At 57.6% G+C, this 16018-nt stretch carries 13 protein-coding genes and 1 pseudogene; 2 read left to right on the plus strand and 12 right to left on the minus strand.

Annotation, left to right across the window (positions count from 1 at the left end; all coding sequences use genetic code 11):
• Positions 1-86: 86 nt before the first annotated feature.
• From BQ4888_RS15930 to BQ4888_RS15985, 12 genes and pseudogenes are all read right to left on the minus strand, one after another.
• Positions 87-1693 (minus strand): annotated as a pseudogene (locus BQ4888_RS15930) (type I restriction-modification system subunit M).
• Positions 1690-2814: an AAA family ATPase gene (locus BQ4888_RS15935; RefSeq protein WP_092058474.1), complete on the minus strand. Its 1125-nt coding sequence runs from the start codon at positions 2812-2814 to the stop codon at positions 1690-1692. Before BQ4888_RS15935 ends, BQ4888_RS15930 begins: the two are co-directional and overlap by 4 nt.
• Positions 2811-3818: a virulence RhuM family protein gene (locus BQ4888_RS15940; protein WP_092058476.1), complete on the minus strand. Its 1008-nt coding sequence runs from the start codon at positions 3816-3818 to the stop codon at positions 2811-2813. Before BQ4888_RS15940 ends, BQ4888_RS15935 begins: the two co-directional genes overlap by 4 nt.
• Positions 3815-5092 carry a restriction endonuclease subunit S gene (locus tag BQ4888_RS15945; protein WP_092058478.1) on the minus strand — a complete coding sequence of 426 codons (1278 nt, stop codon included), beginning with the start codon at positions 5090-5092 and terminating at the stop codon, positions 3815-3817. Before BQ4888_RS15945 ends, BQ4888_RS15940 begins: the two co-directional genes overlap by 4 nt.
• Positions 5089-6129 carry a virulence RhuM family protein gene (locus BQ4888_RS15950; RefSeq protein ID WP_092058480.1) on the minus strand — a complete coding sequence of 347 codons (1041 nt, stop codon included), beginning with the start codon at positions 6127-6129 and terminating at the stop codon, positions 5089-5091. Before BQ4888_RS15950 ends, BQ4888_RS15945 begins: the two co-directional genes overlap by 4 nt.
• Positions 6119-9112 carry a type I restriction endonuclease subunit R gene (locus BQ4888_RS15955; protein WP_092058482.1) on the minus strand — a complete coding sequence of 998 codons (2994 nt, stop codon included), beginning with the start codon at positions 9110-9112 and terminating at the stop codon, positions 6119-6121. The genes BQ4888_RS15950 and BQ4888_RS15955 overlap by 11 nt, the downstream gene beginning before the upstream one ends.
• A gap of 112 nt (positions 9113-9224) precedes the next feature.
• A complete protein-coding gene (locus BQ4888_RS15960) occupies positions 9225-9410 on the minus strand; it encodes a hypothetical protein (RefSeq protein WP_276609570.1) in 186 nt (61 codons plus the stop codon).
• Complete coding sequence (gene hemH / locus BQ4888_RS15965) at positions 9407-10411, minus strand: ferrochelatase (RefSeq protein WP_240746370.1); 1005 nt, start codon at positions 10409-10411, stop codon at positions 9407-9409. The genes BQ4888_RS15960 and hemH overlap by 4 nt, the downstream gene beginning before the upstream one ends.
• Positions 10412-10430: 19 nt before the next feature.
• Positions 10431-11459, minus strand: a complete 1029-nt coding sequence (gene hemE, locus BQ4888_RS15970; protein ID WP_092058484.1) for a uroporphyrinogen decarboxylase — start codon at positions 11457-11459, stop codon at positions 10431-10433.
• 31 nt (positions 11460-11490) lie between these two features.
• Entirely contained in the window at positions 11491-11712 is a 222-nt protein-coding gene (locus tag BQ4888_RS15975) for a RelB antitoxin-like protein (protein WP_092058486.1), read from the minus strand.
• A 71-nt stretch (positions 11713-11783) separates the two neighbouring features.
• Entirely contained in the window at positions 11784-12893 is a 1110-nt protein-coding gene (locus BQ4888_RS15980) for a radical SAM/SPASM domain-containing protein (protein WP_092058488.1), read from the minus strand.
• Positions 12894-13071: 178 nt separating this feature from the next.
• A complete protein-coding gene (locus BQ4888_RS15985) occupies positions 13072-14169 on the minus strand; it encodes an NAD(P)H-dependent flavin oxidoreductase (protein ID WP_092058490.1) in 1098 nt (365 codons plus the stop codon).
• 164 nt (positions 14170-14333) lie between these two features.
• On the opposite strand from BQ4888_RS15985, the gene BQ4888_RS15990 reads away from it, so the two are divergent.
• Both BQ4888_RS15990 and BQ4888_RS15995 read left to right on the plus strand, forming a co-directional pair.
• Positions 14334-15293 carry a sensor histidine kinase gene (locus BQ4888_RS15990; protein ID WP_092058492.1) on the plus strand — a complete coding sequence of 320 codons (960 nt, stop codon included), beginning with the start codon at positions 14334-14336 and terminating at the stop codon, positions 15291-15293.
• Positions 15294-16001 carry a response regulator transcription factor gene (locus BQ4888_RS15995; protein WP_092058494.1) on the plus strand — a complete coding sequence of 236 codons (708 nt, stop codon included), beginning with the start codon at positions 15294-15296 and terminating at the stop codon, positions 15999-16001.
• Positions 16002-16018 lie beyond the last annotated feature (17 nt).

Here is a 16018-nt window from a genome sequence, read left to right on the forward strand (position 1 = left end):
GACCTTGAATGTGCTGTCCCGGAAACTTATCAGGGTACGTTGTATGGCAAATCTCCCCCGGCCCCATAGCTCCTGGCCTGGCCACATTACGGCAAGATCGACAAGCCTAAATCTTTAAGAAACGCGTTGTGTTTGTCCCTTGCCATCTCGATTTTTTTGCCAGTGTGACCAGTTCGGCATTGACTGCCTGCAAGTCGATTTCCTCCTCCGGTTGCGCGGTGCTGATATAGCGCGAGATATTCAGGTTGTAGCCGTTGGTTTCGATCTCTTCCATCGACACGCGGCGAGCATACCGCGCTTCTTCGCGACGGAACTGGTAGGTGTCGAGGATCGTGTCGATGTGCTCCGGCAATAGACGGTTTTGCCGCTTGCCCTTCTCGAAATGCTCGGCGGCGTTGATGAAGAGCACGTCATCCGGCTTCTTGCACTTTTTCAGCACAAGAATGCAGACCGGAATGCCGGTGGAAAAGAAGAGGTTGGCGGGCAAACCGATCACCGTGTCGATATTGCCGTCTTTCAGCAGCTTGGTGCGGATGCGTTCTTCCGCGCCGCCTCGGAAGAGCACGCCGTGGGGCAGAATGATCGCCATGACCCCTTCGGGCTTCAGGTAATGAAAGCCGTGCAGCAAAAAGGCGAAATCGGCGGCTGACTTGGGCGCCAGGCCGTAATTCTTGAAGCGCATATCCTCACCCAGCGCCTCGCTCGGCTCCCAGCGGTAGCTGAAGGGAGGATTGGCGACCACCGCATCGAACTTCGGCATCCTGGCCGGGTTCATTTCGCGCAGCATGTCCCAGTCGTTGGTGAGCGTGTCGCCGTGATAAATCTCGAACTCGGAATCCTTCACCCCATGCAGCAGCATGTTCATGCGCGCCAGGTTGTAGGTGGTGATGTTCTTCTCCTGTCCGTAGATCTTGCCGATACCGTGCGGCCCCATGCGGTGGCGCACATTGAGCAGCAGCGAGCCCGAGCCGCAGGCAAAGTCGAAGACGCTCTCCAGTTGCTTTTTTTTGCCGGTGGCGGGTTCCTGGCTGTCCAGCGTGACGATGCCGGACAAGATGCTGGAAATCTGTTGCGGCGTGTAGAATTCGCCCGCTTTCTTGCCGGAACCGGCGGCAAACTGGCCGATCAGGTATTCATAGGCGTCGCCCAGGGTGTCCTTGTCGGTGGAAAACTGCGCCAGACCTTCGGCAATGGCCTTGATGATGGTGCAGAGTTTGGCATTGCGGGCCTCGTAGCCCTTGCCCAGCTTTTCCGAATTCAGATTGATCTCGGAGAACAGCCCGCCGAAGGTGCTGGCAAAGGATTCGTTCTCGATGTAGCTGAAACCCTTTTGCAGGGTACGCAGCAATTCCCCGTCCTGGGTGCGCGCCATCTCGGCGATGCTGCCCCAGAGATAGGCGGGCTGGATCACGTAATGCGTCTTGCGGCGCATCTGCTTTTCAAACTCGGCGGTGTCGTCCGGGTTCTGCCCGTACCAAACCGCCAGCGGCGTGCGGCGGTCGTTTGCTGCCAGCTTGGGGTAATCCGGCCCCAGCTCCTTTTGCGCCGCCGTCTCGTAGTTGTCGGACAGATAGCGCAGGAAGAGGAAGGAGAGCATGTAGTCGCGGAAGTCGTCCGCGTTCATCGCGCCGCGTAGTTGGTCGGCAATCCCCCAGAGGGTATTACCGAGTTGTTTTTGGTCTTGATCGGTCATGAAGTAGTTACCTGTTCTTGCGTTTCGGGAGTCAGCTCTGGATTGAAGGGATAGAACTCAAGAAAGTCAGCCAGTATTTTTTCAAAGTGCTCCTTGTTCTCCGGGAGCATTTCCACTGGGTCATAGAACGAATAATTGCCGTGGCTCAGGATGTTGACGAGCCTGCCGTAAAGGGTGTCATCCGGGTCATCATCCTGCTGCTTTATGCAGACCGTGAATTTCTTGTGGCCGTGGAAGATGGATGACTTTTCAAGCAGGCTACGCAGGGCATTGAAGTGATGCGTGTAGATTTCTCCAGACTCTTTTGCCCGCCAAATCTCCTGGAGCAGCGTCAGATGATGGAAGAAAGGCGTGTCGCCGGTATAAGAAAGATGGTACTGGCCGGTCTTTCGAGTATGCGACAGGAAGTGCGGGGCGAACTTCTTACGATCAATTTCGCGCAGCTCATTCCATAACACGTTAAAGAAAAGCGTGTGGTGAGATGAAATCACCGTTTTGATAGAGTGATCTTTTCGTTTCAGGAATTGCGTCAAATGATTGCCCACCGCAATGGCGTTGTGCTCGTCCAGCGAAGAGATAGGATCGTCGATGTAGATGTATTTAACCCACTGATAGGCTTCCGCGCCATCCATGGCGAGCTGTACGATGGCCAGAAAAAAGCACCAGATGAACAGGTTCTCTTCACCGCGAGACACCTTGATGTTTTCAAAGGTTTGCGTAGTTTCTCCCGCATGAACGTCACACGAGAACCGAATAGTCCAGTCATTGTAGTCGATACTGAAATCGAAATCGGCGTAACGGTGCAGGAAGGGGCGAATGCGGGTTTCCATCTCCAACGTTTCTAGTCCCGCGAAAAAACGGGAAGCTGCGTTCATTTTCAACACCCGCGCGCTGTCGCCGTCCAGATCATTGTCCCAAGTGAATAGGTCTTCGGTGAAGGCATTGAAGTAGAGCGTATCCCTTGCGTCGCCTTGCTTGCCGATGTCCTTGAAGGCCATCGAAAGGCGCGTTTTACCGGTGCCGTTGTAAGCGTAGAGCAGGATAAATTTTTTGCTTTCCAGCTCGTTCCGCAGGGACGCGGCCAGGGCGGGCAGATCGTCAAAATCTTGTGACACGGTCACGACATCTTCCCTTTGCGGTGCTTGATCCTGCTTTCCAGCGCCTTCAGCTCAGCTTCGTCCTGCGCATCGGCCGCTTGCGCCTCTTGGGCTTTGCGGCGCTGGTCGTAGTCCAGAAACATCGGGGTAATCTGCTGCTCCATCCGAGCATGGCTGACCGAGCCCGCGCCCGCCAGCAGGGGGAAACCGTTGGCGGCGATGATCTGCCCGACGTTCTCGCGCCAGAAGGCCATGTGGGTGATGGTCTGCCGCTTGGCGCGCAGCTCGGCGGTTTCCAGAAAGATCACCACCAGGCGATTGAGGGTGTCGATTTCTTCCTCGGTCAGGTAGTTCTTCGCCACCAGGATGTCCTGCTTGCGCACCTGGGCTCCTTTCCAGGCGAGCAAACCAAAATGGGCATCGTCAGGGTTGGCGCGGGCAAGAATGATTTCGGCGGCGGTCTGTTCCGTCACCGCATACAGTAGTAGGTTTTGCACCGTGGCGAAAAACTGCTGAGTGGCCTGATCGGTCTTGTCGTAATCGGCAGCCAGCGCGAACAGATCGCGGACCTTTTGATAGAAGCGCTTTTCCGAGGCGCGAATGTCGCGGATGCGCGCCAACATCTCATCGAAATAGTCCGGACGGCCATCGGGGTTCTTGAGCCGCTCGTCGTCCATGGCGAAACCCTTCTTCAGGTATTCCGCCAGCACCGTGCTGGCCCAGCGGCGAAACTGCACCCCGCGCGGCGAGCGCACGCGGTAGCCGACGGCCAGAATAGCGTCCAGGTTGTAGAGCTTGGTCCGGTACGCCTTGCCGTCCGCCGCAGTTGTCAAGGATTCCTTGACAACTGACTCCTCGTGCAACTCCCCATCCTCAAACAGGTTCTTCAGATGCAGCGAGATGTTCTGCTTGCTGGCATTGAACAGTTCCGCCATTTCCAACTGCGTGAGCCAGACCGTGCCCCGGTCGGCCCGCAGTTGCACCTGGCTTTGGCCGTCTTCGCTGGTGTAGAGAATGAGCTGCGTCATGCGGCAACCTCGCCCAGCACCGGGAAAAGCTGCTGCATCAGGCCTTTTTTATGGGTCTTGAGCGCGGCAAGCTTTTGGGTTTTGGCGGTGATGAGGTCGTCGAGGGAAGCGAGGAAATTGGCGATTTTTTGTTGTTCGCCTGGGCTCGGCAACCTAACGACGAAATCACTAAGTGAATCCTTTGTAATAGTTTTAATTATTCCACCAGGAGCTTTTTCTTTTTCTATCTCGAAGAGATTTTGAATTACATAAGCGAAAAATAACCTTTCGGTTGGCTTAAAGAATTCCTCAAAAATTAGTAACGTCCTGTCGATATAGGCATCATATTGGGTGATTGCCACCCGCCCAATTGAACCCTGTAAAGTAACAATCAAAGTTCCTTTCGCAATAAAAACACTTTGCTCCGCACCTAGCTTGCTAATTTTGTTCTTTGTTTTAGGTTTTAATCGCAAATTTTCATCAACATCAAAAACCTGTACAAATGGCACACCATTCTCATCGTCATACCACTCCGGCAAACCATAAGGCTGAGGAAAACTTCCGCGGCGAAATTTTGCAATTCGCACTAAAGTATCGGCGTGCCACTCCCCCGCATCCCGAAACTCGGGGAAGCGAAGTTTGGGCAGAGTTTCGCCTTCAGCGGGGAAAAGCTGCTGCATCAGCCCTTTTTTATGAGTCTTGAGCGTGTCAAGCTGTTGCGCCTCCAGGGTGATCAGTTCGTCGAGGGAAGCGAGGCAGTCGGCGATTTTTTGTTGTTCGGGGGGACTTGGCGTTGGGATTTCTACGCTAAAGAAATTCTCCTTGCTGATATTTAACAGGCCATTGCTTCGCGCCCCGCTCGTGATGTGCTTCTTGAGCTGCTTGCCATGCAAATTTTGCTCGAAGCAGTTCTGAAAAAAAACATTCGAGTAACCATCTTTTAGGCGAAAACAAATGAATACATTTGGTGCCGCTACCTGACCCCATCCTTGTAAAAGGTAAACGCAACCCTGCGGGAATTTTAGCGAGTTCCCCTTGTTGTAAACGAAGTCGCCGTCGCTGACCAAAGTGTAGAGTTGGTATTGGTTGCCCGAGATGTCCCGGCCGAACTTCTCGGCCTGTGGCACAAATCCAATTCCCGCAGAAATGCTCACGGGCGTCAGTTTCCTTTGCCCGACTCGCTCAGTCACCGGCACAGATGCTTGTTGCAGAGTTATTAATTCCCACTCCCCCGCCTCCCGAAACTCAGGAAAGCGCAGCTTAGGCACCAATCCGCGTTTTTCAGATGAGGTCATGATGCTTCCCCCGCTCCCGGCTCGCCGATCTGCTTCAGCATCTTGTCAAAATCACTTTCAAACAGCCGATCCTGGACAATGCGGTATTTTTCGAACTCGCTTTCGGCGTGAGCTTTGGCGATTTCCGCCGTGACTTTGCCCGCGTCCTGCAAGATTTCCCGATCGGTCGCTTCGATGAATTTATTGAGGCGGGTTTCCCAATCCTGCATGGTCATCGGTATCTGGCGCAGCGCCATGTCTTCGGCAATATCCAGATAAGCGGAGACCAGCCGCTGCAATTGGGCCATTTCGGTTTCGGTCAGATAGTTCTTGGCGACGCTCACGTCGAACTTCTGGATTTTTCCTTGGGGGGCATCTTTCCACGTCGTCAGCCCCATGTTCTGCGCTTCGGCGTCGGCGCGGTTGACAATGAGTTCCGCCGCCGTTTGCCTATGGATGGCCCAATGCAATTTGTTTTGTACGGTGGCGAAGAAACGCTTGGTGGCCTGCGCCGTGACGTCGTAGTCGATGGAGGTGGCGTAGATGTCGGTAATCTTTTGGTAGAACTTGCGCTCGGAGAGGCGAATCTCCCGTATGCGCTGCAACTGTTCTTCAAAGTATTTTTTGCCGAGTACCGAGCCGTCATTTTTCAGACGCTCGTCATCCATGGCAAAGCCTTTGATGGTGAACGACTCAACGATGGAAGTGGCCCATTTGCGGAACTGTACGGCACGCTCGGAGTTGACTTTGTAACCGACGGCGATGATGGCGGCCAGATTGTAGTGCTGGGTGTTGTAGGTTTTGCCGTCAGCGGCAGTTATCCGAAAATATTGGATAACTGAATGTTCCTCCAACTCGTGGTCGGTAAAGACCTTTTTCAGGTGATAGCTGATGGTTCTGACATCCACGTCGTAGAGCTGCCCCATCATCTTCTGGGTGAGCCAGACGTTTTCATCGGCATAAATCGCCTGCACTCCGCCCTGACCACTGGCGGCGACAAAAGTCAGATATTCGGCCGCCGACGAACGCGCCACGGATGTTTTGATCTTATTGCTCATACGCCCCCAGCCCCGAAATCTCGCGCCCCTGGGCAAGCTTGTGCAGCAGCGGAATCAGCTCTTCCATCAGCGCCAGTTCGGCCTTGGTGCGGGCTTTCCAGCCAAGTTCCAGAGGGGCCATGAGGTCGCTCAATTGCTCACCGTCGAAGATCATGCGGCGCAGAATGCCATCCACGAAGGTTTGCAGGGCGGCAGCATCCAACCCGTGCTTTTCGGCAATAGTGGCCAGTTGGCGGGCGTGTTTCTCGGCTTTGAAGCTCTCGAACCCGGTGCGGATGGCTTTTTCGTCCAGCGCCTTGCCCGCTTCCAAGGTGCCGATGTACTCAGCAATGTCGTCACGCTCATCCATGAATTTGGCATCGGCCTGAATCAGGCCAATCAGCTGCTCGCGGCTCATCTTCTGCTTGCCCGGTGTTTGTTGTGAATAGCGGGCAATCAGCGCCATGATGTAGTCGTAATCGATCACCGCGGAAGCAAAGAGCACGAACTCGAAATCGAGTTGATCGATGGCGTCTTGCGCGACGTCGGCGTCCTTACCGGTTTTGCCCTGCTGGGCCTTGAGGCGCTGGGCGGTCTCCAGGTAGGAGCCGCGCAAGGAACGCAGCTCATCTTCGGGCAAAATGTCATTGATTTGTTGCTTTTGCACTTCATCAATGTCGGTGTATTGGTCGAGTTGGGTCTTGAGGCGCTGCACTTCTTTGAAACGGCGAATGAATTCGATGCGCGCCGCATCACCTTTTAAGTTGTAGACGGCTTGTGGTTCGCACACCAGGCCACTTTGCGTCATGTACTGCTCCATCGCCGCGACGGCTTTTTGGTATTTTTCAATCACCACCGGGGCCGGGTCCACCAGCCAGATTTCCTTGGCGGGCTTGCTCGCCTCGCCGGAGAAGAGGCCAATGGCGGTATCGACCGCGTCCTGCTGCTGGCGGAAGTCGAGGATGTTACCGTAGGGCTTGGTGTCGTTGAGCACGCGGTTGGTGCGCGAAAAGGCCTGAATCAGGCCGTGGAACTTGAGGTTCTTGTCGACGTAGAGGGTATTCAGGAACTTGGAATCGAAGCCGGTGAGGAGCATGTCGACCACGATAGTGATGTCGATCTTCTGCGCGTGGGGCAGATCGCTATTCGGGTATTGCTGATCCTTGATCCGCTTTTGCACGTCCTGATAGTAAAGGTCGAACTCGCCGACTCTGTGGTTGCTGCCGTATTGGGCGTTGTAGTCGGCGATGATCGCCTTGAGAGCCGCCTTCTTTTGATCGGGATTCTGCTCGTTGTCGGCCTTCTCTTGCGGCAGGTCTTCCTGAATCTGCTGCACGTCCTTGTTGCCTTCGGCGGGCGGCGAGAAGACGCAGGCGATGTTGAGCGGCTGAAAGTCCGAATCGGCGGCCTGTTTTTCGGCCTGCACGGTCTTGAACAGGGCATGGTACTCGATGGCGTCGTTGATGCTGGCGGTGGCCAGTACGGCATTGAACTTGCGTCGGTTGGTGGCGGCGTCGTGCTTGGCAAGAATGGCTTCGACGATGGCGCGCTTCGCCAGCGGTTCGCCCGGCTTGGGCGGCTTTTTACCTTCGGGCTTGTAGTAATCGACATGGAAACGCAGCACGTTGCGGTCTTCGATGGCGTGGGTGATGGTGTAGGCGTGCAGTTGCTGCTGAAAGATGTCGGCCGTGGTCTTGTAACTTGCCTGCTGCCCTTCGATCTGCTGATAGCTGGCGTTCTGCTCGAAGATCGGCGTGCCGGTAAAGCCGAACAACTGGGCGTTGGGGAAGAACTCCTTAATCGCCTTGTGGTTGTCGCCGAATTGCGAGCGGTGGCATTCGTCGAAGATGAAGACCATACGCTGCTGGCGCAGCGGTTCGAGGCGCTCTTTGTAGTTGCGCTTGTTCGAGCCGTTCGTGTTGCTGTCATCCAGGGCCAGGCCGAGTTTCTGGATGGTGGTGACGATCACCTTGTCGGCGTAGTCGTCGGAGAGCAGACGCCTTACAAGCGTTTCGGTGTTGGTGTTCTCCTCGACGCAGCCTTCCTGGAATTTGTTGAATTCCTCCCGCGTCTGCCGATCGAGGTCCTTGCGATCGACCACGAAGAGACATTTGTCGATGTCGGGGTTGTCCTTGAGCAGGGTGGAGGCCTTGAACGAGGTGAGGGTCTTGCCGCTGCCGGTGGTGTGCCAGACGTAGCCGTTGCTGGAGTGCTGGTGGATGCAATCGACAATCGCCCGAACGGCATAGATCTGATAGGGGCGCATGATCATGAGCTTCTGCTCGCTGGCGACCAGCACCATGTAGCGGCTGACCATCTCGCCCAGAGTGCACTTGGCGAGGAAGCGCAGGGCGAAGTCGTCGAGATGGGTGATCTTGCTGTTGTCAATGTCAGCAAACTGGTAGAGCGGCAAGAAACGCTCGTCGGCATTGAAGCTGAAGTGGCGGCTGTTGTTGTTGGCGAAGTACCAGGTATCGCTGCGGTTGCTGACGATGAAGAGTTGCAGGAAGCAGAGCAGGGTTTTGCCGTAGCCGTTGCCGGGGTCGTTCTTGTAGTCGACAATCTGCTGCATGGCCCGGCGCGGGCTGATTTGCAAGGTCTTCAGCTCGATCTGCACCACCGGCACGCCGTTGATGAGCAGGATCACGTCAAAGCGGTGGTGGCTGTAATCGGTGTTGATGCGGAGTTGGTTGACCACCTCGAAATTGTTCTTGCACCAGTCCTTGATATTAACCAGGGTGTAGTACAGCGGCGTACCGTCGTCGCGCTCGAAGCTGTTGCGCTCGCGCAGATGTTTGGCGGCAGCGAAGACATCCGGAGTGACGATGGAATCGAGCAGGCGGGCAAATTCGCTGTCGGTGAGATGGACGCGGTTGAGCGCCTCGAAGTGCCGGCGGAAGTTGGTTTCCAGCGAGGCGCGGTCGCGGATATCCGGACGGTAGGTGTATTTGAGCTCGACCAGTTTCTCGATCAGGGCCTGTTCGATCCGGCTTTCTGTTGACATGCAACCATCTCTCAAAATAAACAGTTCAAAACCACCGTCTCCTCAGATAGCGCGTTCGGTCCCCCCCTGGCTGAACCGCTTACGAAATGGATGTTTTCGCGATTTTTTCGTTTCAGCCAAACAGTTCCCGGCAGTACATCATCCCCAACGTGCCCCGGTTGGCCAGGCATTCGGGGCAGAGCTCGCCGGCGTCGGCCCAGAGTTCCCGGGCCATGAAGGCGCCGGCCTCCTCGGCCGGGGTTGCCGGCAGCCGCTCGGGGTCGAATTCCTTGCCGCAGACGGCACAGGTCTTCATCATCGGTTGGCCGAATGCTCGCGCACCAGGGCGGCGAGTCCGTCGAGAAAATCGGGTTCGGCGTTGAGGGAGGGGCTGCGGAAGACGGTCCGGATGCCGCGCTCGATGGCGTGGGGAATGTACTCGGCGTCGATCTCGTGCAAGGTCTCGATATGATCGGAGACGAAGGAGACGGGAACGATCAGCAGGTTCTCGCAGCCCTCACCGGCGAGTTGCTCGATAATCTCCTCGGTCCCCGGCTCCATCCACTTAACCGGGCCGCTGCGGCTCTGGAAGGCGATGCGCCAGGAGCGCTCAGGGAAACGCGCCATCGTCCCCTTGACCGTGCTCATCACCTGCTCCAGATAGGGATCACCGCGATCGATGAACTTCTGCGGCAGGGCGTGGGCGGAGAAAAGAATCTGGACGTCATCCCGCACCAACTCGTGAAAGTAGTCCAAACCGGCGCGGATGCGCCCGGCCAGGGCATCGAGATAACCGGGCCAGTCATACCACTGCTCGATGACGGAAAAACGCAGGCCCGGATGGAACTCCGCGGCGGCGCGACGGAAATCCTTGACGCTGCTGCCGGTCGTCGCCTTGGTGTAGTGGGGGTACAGGGAGAGGGCCACCGCTTCCTCGACACCATCGGCGGCCATTTGCCGCAAGGTCTCCTCGGCTCGGGGATGCCAGTAGCGCATCGCCACGTAAGGGCGATAGTTGGGACCGAGGCGGGCGGCAATCCCCTCGGCCTGCTTTTGCGTCCAATGAAGCAGGGGCGAAGCGCCGCCGATATCCCGGTAATTTTCCACCACCTTGCGCGAACGCACCGTGGAAATCAGCCGGGCGAAGGGCTTTTGCAGCAGGCTCCCCAGCGGCAGCTGGATCAGGTCGCGGTCGGAGAAGAGGTTGTAGAGAAAGGGACGCACCGCCTTCAAGCTGTCGGGGCCGCCCATATTGAGGAGAACGAGGCCAATCGGTTTATTCTCGGTAGACAGCATATCAACGCAGTAGGGGCGCAGCATGCTGCGCCCCTACCTCCTTTTATTTCTGGCTGAGTCGATGCACGCACTCAACCATAAACTTGGCGTGCTCGGGGTCGACCGTCGGCAGGATGCCGTGGCCGAGGTTGAAGATGTGCCCGGGGCGACCGGCGTTCTCGTCGAGAATCCGCTTCACTTCCCGCTCGATGTGGGCCTTGGGGGCGTAGAGTACGGTCGGGTCGAGGTTCCCCTGTACGGCGATCTCGGGACCGAGCATGTCCCGGGCTTTGCCGAGGTTGACGTGCCAGTCGAGACCGACGACGTCAGAACCGGCCTTCCGCACGCTCTTGAGCATCGTCCCGGCGCCTTTGACGAAGTGGATGATAGGGATGCCGTCCCGGTTGAGGCCGTCAATCAGCTTGGTGGTGTAGGGCAGGACGTACTTCTCGTAATCGAGGGGCGAGACGATGCCGCCCCAGGTGTCGAAGATCTGGATGGCCTGGGCGCCCGCCGCGATCTGGGCGTTGAGGTACTGGCGGTCCATCTCGGTGATCTTTTCCATGAGCGAGGCATAGAGCTCGGGCGCGCCGTACATCATGCGCTTGATCTGGGCAAAATCCTTGCTCCCCTTCCCTTCGACCATGTAGCAGGCGAGGGTGAAGGGGGCGCCGCCGAAGCCGATCAAGGGGACCCGGCCTTCGAACTCGCGGCGCAGGATCTTGATCGTTTCGAGCACGTAGGGAACGTCCTCCTCCATCACCGGAATGCGCAGGGCATCGACATCGGCCTGGGTGCGCACCGGATTCTCGAAGACCGGCCCAGGGACGAAATCGAGCTTCATGCCCATCGGCTCCACCGGGGTGAGAATATCGGAGAAAAGTATGGCGGCGTCGGCGCCGAGATAGTCGATGGGCTGGATCGTCACCTCGGCGGCGAGTTCCGGGGTTTTGCACAACTCAAGAAAGGTACATTTTTTGCGCACCGCCATGTACTGAGGCAGATAACGACCAGCCTGACGCATCAGCCAGACGGGAGTGCGGTCGACGGGCTGGCCCCAGCAGGCCTTGATGAAATTGTATTCGGTGGTCATATCGATGAATCCTCCTGTGGAAAGGTTTTGGTTATTCGCAGGTCAATCGCAGCCGATAGCCGTCCTCGATTTCGTGAACGGCCTGTTCAAAGGGAATCGCTTCCTGCCGACCAGCTTTCGCCTGTTCATAGGCGCGCACATCCTCCAACTCTTCGAGGGCTTCGAGAATCCGTTCCCATTCATCTACGGGAACAACCACCGCTTGGCGCCGATTGTTTTCATCGGTCAGATATTGCGGATGGATTACCAGCATGGCTTGCTCCCTGGGTGAATTGAGGCGGGTTCGATCCGCCTCGGGCGGATGCTGTCCTATCGGCAAATCAATTATTTCGCCGCGTTCTCCGCTGCTTCTTGTTCCATGCGTTTGCGGGTGCGGGCCGGGATGTAGTTGCAGAAGGGCTCTTCGGCCATGTAGTCGCCGTAGACGGCGTCGGCGCGGGCGCGGCAGCCGCCGCAGACGTTGATGAACTCGCATTCGCCGCACTTGCCGGTGTATTTCTTGAAATCGCGCAGGTCGTTGAAGACCTTGGAGTTGAACCAGAGCTCTTTGAAAGGAATCTGCTTGACGTTGCCCACGGACGAATGGAAATAGGAACAGGGCTTGAGATTGCCGAAGCAGTCGATCAGGCAGATGGTCTGGGCGGCGATGCAGCCCTTGCCGCCGCCGGTGGAGAAGGTCAGGCTGCGGCGCTGGAAATCGACCCCCTCAGCCTTGGCCATCTGCGGCACGATGCGGTAGTAGTGAGGGGCGCAGGTCGGGCGCATGAGGATGTCTTCCTCGCCCTTTTCCTGCTCGTAATGCCAGGCGAGAATCTCCTCGTAATCCTCCTTGGAAATCAGCTCGTTCATGATCTCCTCGCCGCGGCCGGTGGGAACGATCATGAACATGTACCAGGCGGTGGCGCCGAGACTTTTCGCCAGCTTGAAGGTGGCGGCAATGTCGTGCTGGTTGCGCTTGGTGAAGGAGGAATTGATGAGAAACTTGATACCGTTGCGTTTGAGGGCCTCGGCCGCGCGAACCACCCCCTCGAAGGCCCCGGGGCAGGAGCGGAAATCATCGTGGATGGCGGCGGTGGAGCCATCCAGAGACAGCGACACCATCTTGATGTCCGCCTCTTTCATCTCGGCGCAAACGGCATCGGTGATGAGGGTGCCGTTGGTCGCCATACACATGCGCAAGCCCTTGGAGGTGCCGTATCGGGCGATCTCGAAGATATCCTCGCGCAGCAGCGGCTCGCCGCCGGAGAGGACCATGACCGGCTTACTCACCTCGCAGATGTCGTCAATCAGCTTGAAGGCTTCCTCGGTATTGAAATCGCCCGCGGACGAGTTCATGTCCGAGGAACAGCGGCAGTGTACGCAGTTGAGATTGCAGCGCTGGGTCGACTCCCAGGCGATCCATTTGGGGATGAACTTTTCGGCGGCGTCCGTCATGCACTCTCCTTTATCCCGGCACGTTGAGGCCAGGCCTGAAATTTCCCGATCTTAACCCAGATTCGTCCAGAATGCCAAGTATTAAGCCACAGCGGTTCCCCCACCGCCGGCGCTTAAAGACAAGGGGCGAACCGTCACGGCCCGCCCCTTGTGCTTATCTTATGAGAGTTGGAAGCGGTCAGGCATTGACCACTTCAGGATCCTGCGCGACCTGCTGTTCGGCGAAGAGTTCGTCGAAAATCGCCCGGACCGTGGTGATGCGATCGGCCTTCCAGGCGTTGGTACCGCAAAAGACCAAGCCGGTTTCCACATCGCCGCGCTGGGCGCGATCCAGAGCGTGAACGATGCAGAAGCGCTCCTGTCCGGATTTGTACGCACACTTTTTCAAACAGGCGGAAGGGCAACGCACATTGAGCCGCACATCCCGCTCGCGAACCTTGTCGAAATCTTTCAGGATCGCCCGCCCCGGTAGACCGGCCGGGCTCATGATCAACCCGATGTCCTCCTGGCGGCAATCGAGATACGTCTGCTTAAAGGCGTCGGAGGCGTCGCACTCTTCAGTGCAGACAAAGCGGCTGGCCATCTGCACCCCGTCGGCCCCCTGCTCCAGAGCATGGATCAGATCGGCACGATCCCAGATGCCGCCAGCGGCGATAATGGGGATGTCGAGATTCCAGGTCTCCCGGAAGTAGGCTTTGACCCCACGCACCGTGGCGTACTGGTCATAGTCGCCGTTACCAATATTTTCAATTTTTTCGCCGAGATGGCCGCCGGCGGTGTCGGGGTCCTCCACCACCACCGCGTCGGGCAGGCGGTTGAAGCCGCGATGCCACTTCTTGGCGATCAGTTCCGCCGCCTTGACCGAGGAAACAATGGGGACCAGCGCGACATCGGGATAGTCGGCAGTCAGGCCGGGAAGGTTGAGGGGCAAACCGGCGCCGCTGACGATGACCTTGGCGCCCCCTTCGCAGGAGACCCGGACGATTTCATCGTAGTTGGTCACCGCCACCATGCAGTTGGTGCCGATAACTCCCGCGGGGGCGATGGCGTAGGCCTTGCGCAGTTCATCCTTGAGCGCCAGGGGGTCGGCGGTGAAAAAGTTCTTGCCGTCGTAATGGGGGCTGTTGAGGCCGATACCGGCAGTGGCGATCAGGCCCACGCCGCCGCAGAGGGCGACGTGCCCGGCCAGATTGGCGGCCGAGATGCGCACCCCCATGCCTCCTTGAATGAGAGGGAAGGGAACGGTATGCTTGCCGATGGTCAGGGGGGAATACATAGGGGGTGCTCCTTGCCGCCAGAAGTTCATCAGGTCAATTCCGGGTGAAACGCTGGTTCACGGCAAGACTAGCAAAAAATCGTTAAGGGCATTGTAACAGTTCTGTAAAACCCGCCTTGACAATTCCCTTGTCCGTCGTTCCGCGCCCGTGGTAAAGAGAAACTATGAAAGATATCAAACGCTTCATTACTCCGCTCTTCGCCCTGATCGGCATTCAGCTGCTCTGGGTGGTGGTCGTGGTCTTTTGGATCGCCTGGTTCATGAAAAGCCACTCGCGACTGCGCGCCGTGGCGGAAACCTACAGCCCGGAACTGCTGCAGGGGGGGACCGACTGGTTCATTCTGGTCGAAGGCATCCTGCTGCTCTGCGCCATTCTCGCCGGGGTCTATGTCATCTTCCTCTATTGGCGCCGTCAGGCGGAGCTTTACCGGGCACAGCGCAACTTCATCGCTCAGGTGACCCACGAACTCAAATCCCCCCTCGCTTCCTTACAATTACACCTGGAAACCATCCGCCGCCGCCGGCTCTCGCCGGAGAAGCTGTCGACCTTTCTCGACACCATGCTCGGCGACACCGACCGCCTCGATACCCTGATCAACAATCTGCTCTCGGCGCAGCGCCTCGACCAGAAAGGGATCAAGCTCAACCTGGTCAGGGACAATCTTTCCGAACGGGTGACCGACTATTTCCGCCCCCGCCAGTTTTCCCTGCCGAAAGCCGGAACCATGCATCTCGACATCGAACCGGACCTGTACGCCGATCTCGATTCCGAGGCGCTGGAAACGATTTTCCGCAACCTGCTGGAAAATGCCATCCTCTACGCCTCCGGCTCCCCCGTCGTCGAAGTCGCCCTGAAAAGCCAGGGGCGGAAGGCCCACCTGACCTTCACCGACCATGGCAAGGGGGTTCCCCGGAACGAACAGAAGAAGGTTTTCCGCATGTTCTACCGGGTCAAGCATCCCGGGGAGACGATTCGCGGTTCGGGCCTCGGCCTCTTTATCGTCCAGGCGCTGACCCGCATGCATCGCGGCAAGGTCTGGCTCACCAGCGAGGGGGTCGGCAAGGGAGCCAGCATCCACCTTTTGCTCCCCCTACGTAAGCCGCCAACGGGAGAGGACGCCTGAATGTCGAAACCGCACCTGCTTTTGGTCGAAGATGAACCGGGCATCGCCCGCGGCCTGGTCTTCAATCTCGAAGAAGACGGCTTTCGGGTGACCCATGTGGAAACGGGCGAAGAAGCCCTGGATCTGGTCTGGGAGGAAAATTTCGATCTGCTGGTGCTGGATGTGATGCTGCCGGGTATCAGCGGCATGGAGGTCTGCGAGGAAATCCGCCGCCACGACCCACGCCTGCCGATCATCATGCTCACCGCCCGCGGCGAGGAGCAAGACCGGATTGAAGGACTGGCGACCGGCGCCGACGACTATCTGACCAAACCTTTCAGCCTGGATGAGTTTCTGCTGCGCATCAAGGGGATGCTGCGCCGCTCCGAATGGTACCGTTCGGGCGGGAGGGCGGGACGGACCTACCGCTTCGGCGACAACGAAATCGACCTGACAGAGCAGAAAGCCAAAACGGCGCGGGGAGAGATCAGCCTGACCGAACTGGAGGTGAGGATGTTGCGGACCTTTTTCCGCCGGGAAGGAGAAACGCTGAGCCGCGCCGAACTGCTGGCAGCGGTCTGGGGCATGGCGCCGGACACGGAAACCCGCACCCTCGACAACTTCATCGTGCGCATGCGCAAATACTTTGAGGCCGACCCCGCCAACCCCACGCACTTTCACACCGTCCGCGGCCGCGGCTACCGCTTTACCCGCCAAGGGAAAACTTAAAAGGGGAGCCATTTGGC

Origin of the sequence: Desulfuromonas acetexigens, from assembly GCF_900111775.1 — a bacterium.
Lineage (GTDB): Bacteria > Desulfobacterota > Desulfuromonadia > Desulfuromonadales > Trichloromonadaceae > Trichloromonas > Trichloromonas acetexigens.

Excerpts from the sequence above, each read along its gene's own strand:
- BQ4888_RS15940 (WP_092058476.1), bottom strand. The coding sequence starts at position 3,818 with ATGACGCAGCTCATTCTCTACACCAGCGAAGACGGCCAAAGCCAGGTG.
- BQ4888_RS15945 (WP_092058478.1), bottom strand. The coding sequence starts at position 5,092 with ATGACCTCATCTGAAAAACGCGGATTGGTGCCTAAGCTGCGCTTTCCT.
- BQ4888_RS15950 (WP_092058480.1), bottom strand. The coding sequence starts at position 6,129 with ATGAGCAATAAGATCAAAACATCCGTGGCGCGTTCGTCGGCGGCCGAA.
- BQ4888_RS15955 (WP_092058482.1), bottom strand. The coding sequence starts at position 9,112 with ATGTCAACAGAAAGCCGGATCGAACAGGCCCTGATCGAGAAACTGGTC.
- BQ4888_RS15960 (WP_276609570.1), bottom strand. The coding sequence starts at position 9,410 with ATGATGAAGACCTGTGCCGTCTGCGGCAAGGAATTCGACCCCGAGCGG.
- hemH (WP_240746370.1), bottom strand. The coding sequence starts at position 10,411 with ATGCTGCGCCCCTACTGCGTTGATATGCTGTCTACCGAGAATAAACCG.
- hemE (WP_092058484.1), bottom strand. The coding sequence starts at position 11,459 with ATGACCACCGAATACAATTTCATCAAGGCCTGCTGGGGCCAGCCCGTC.
- BQ4888_RS15975 (WP_092058486.1), bottom strand. The coding sequence starts at position 11,712 with ATGCTGGTAATCCATCCGCAATATCTGACCGATGAAAACAATCGGCGC.
- BQ4888_RS15980 (WP_092058488.1), bottom strand. The coding sequence starts at position 12,893 with ATGACGGACGCCGCCGAAAAGTTCATCCCCAAATGGATCGCCTGGGAG.
- BQ4888_RS15985 (WP_092058490.1), bottom strand. The coding sequence starts at position 14,169 with ATGTATTCCCCCCTGACCATCGGCAAGCATACCGTTCCCTTCCCTCTC.
- BQ4888_RS15990 (WP_092058492.1), top strand. The coding sequence starts at position 14,334 with ATGAAAGATATCAAACGCTTCATTACTCCGCTCTTCGCCCTGATCGGC.
- BQ4888_RS15995 (WP_092058494.1), top strand. The coding sequence starts at position 15,294 with ATGTCGAAACCGCACCTGCTTTTGGTCGAAGATGAACCGGGCATCGCC.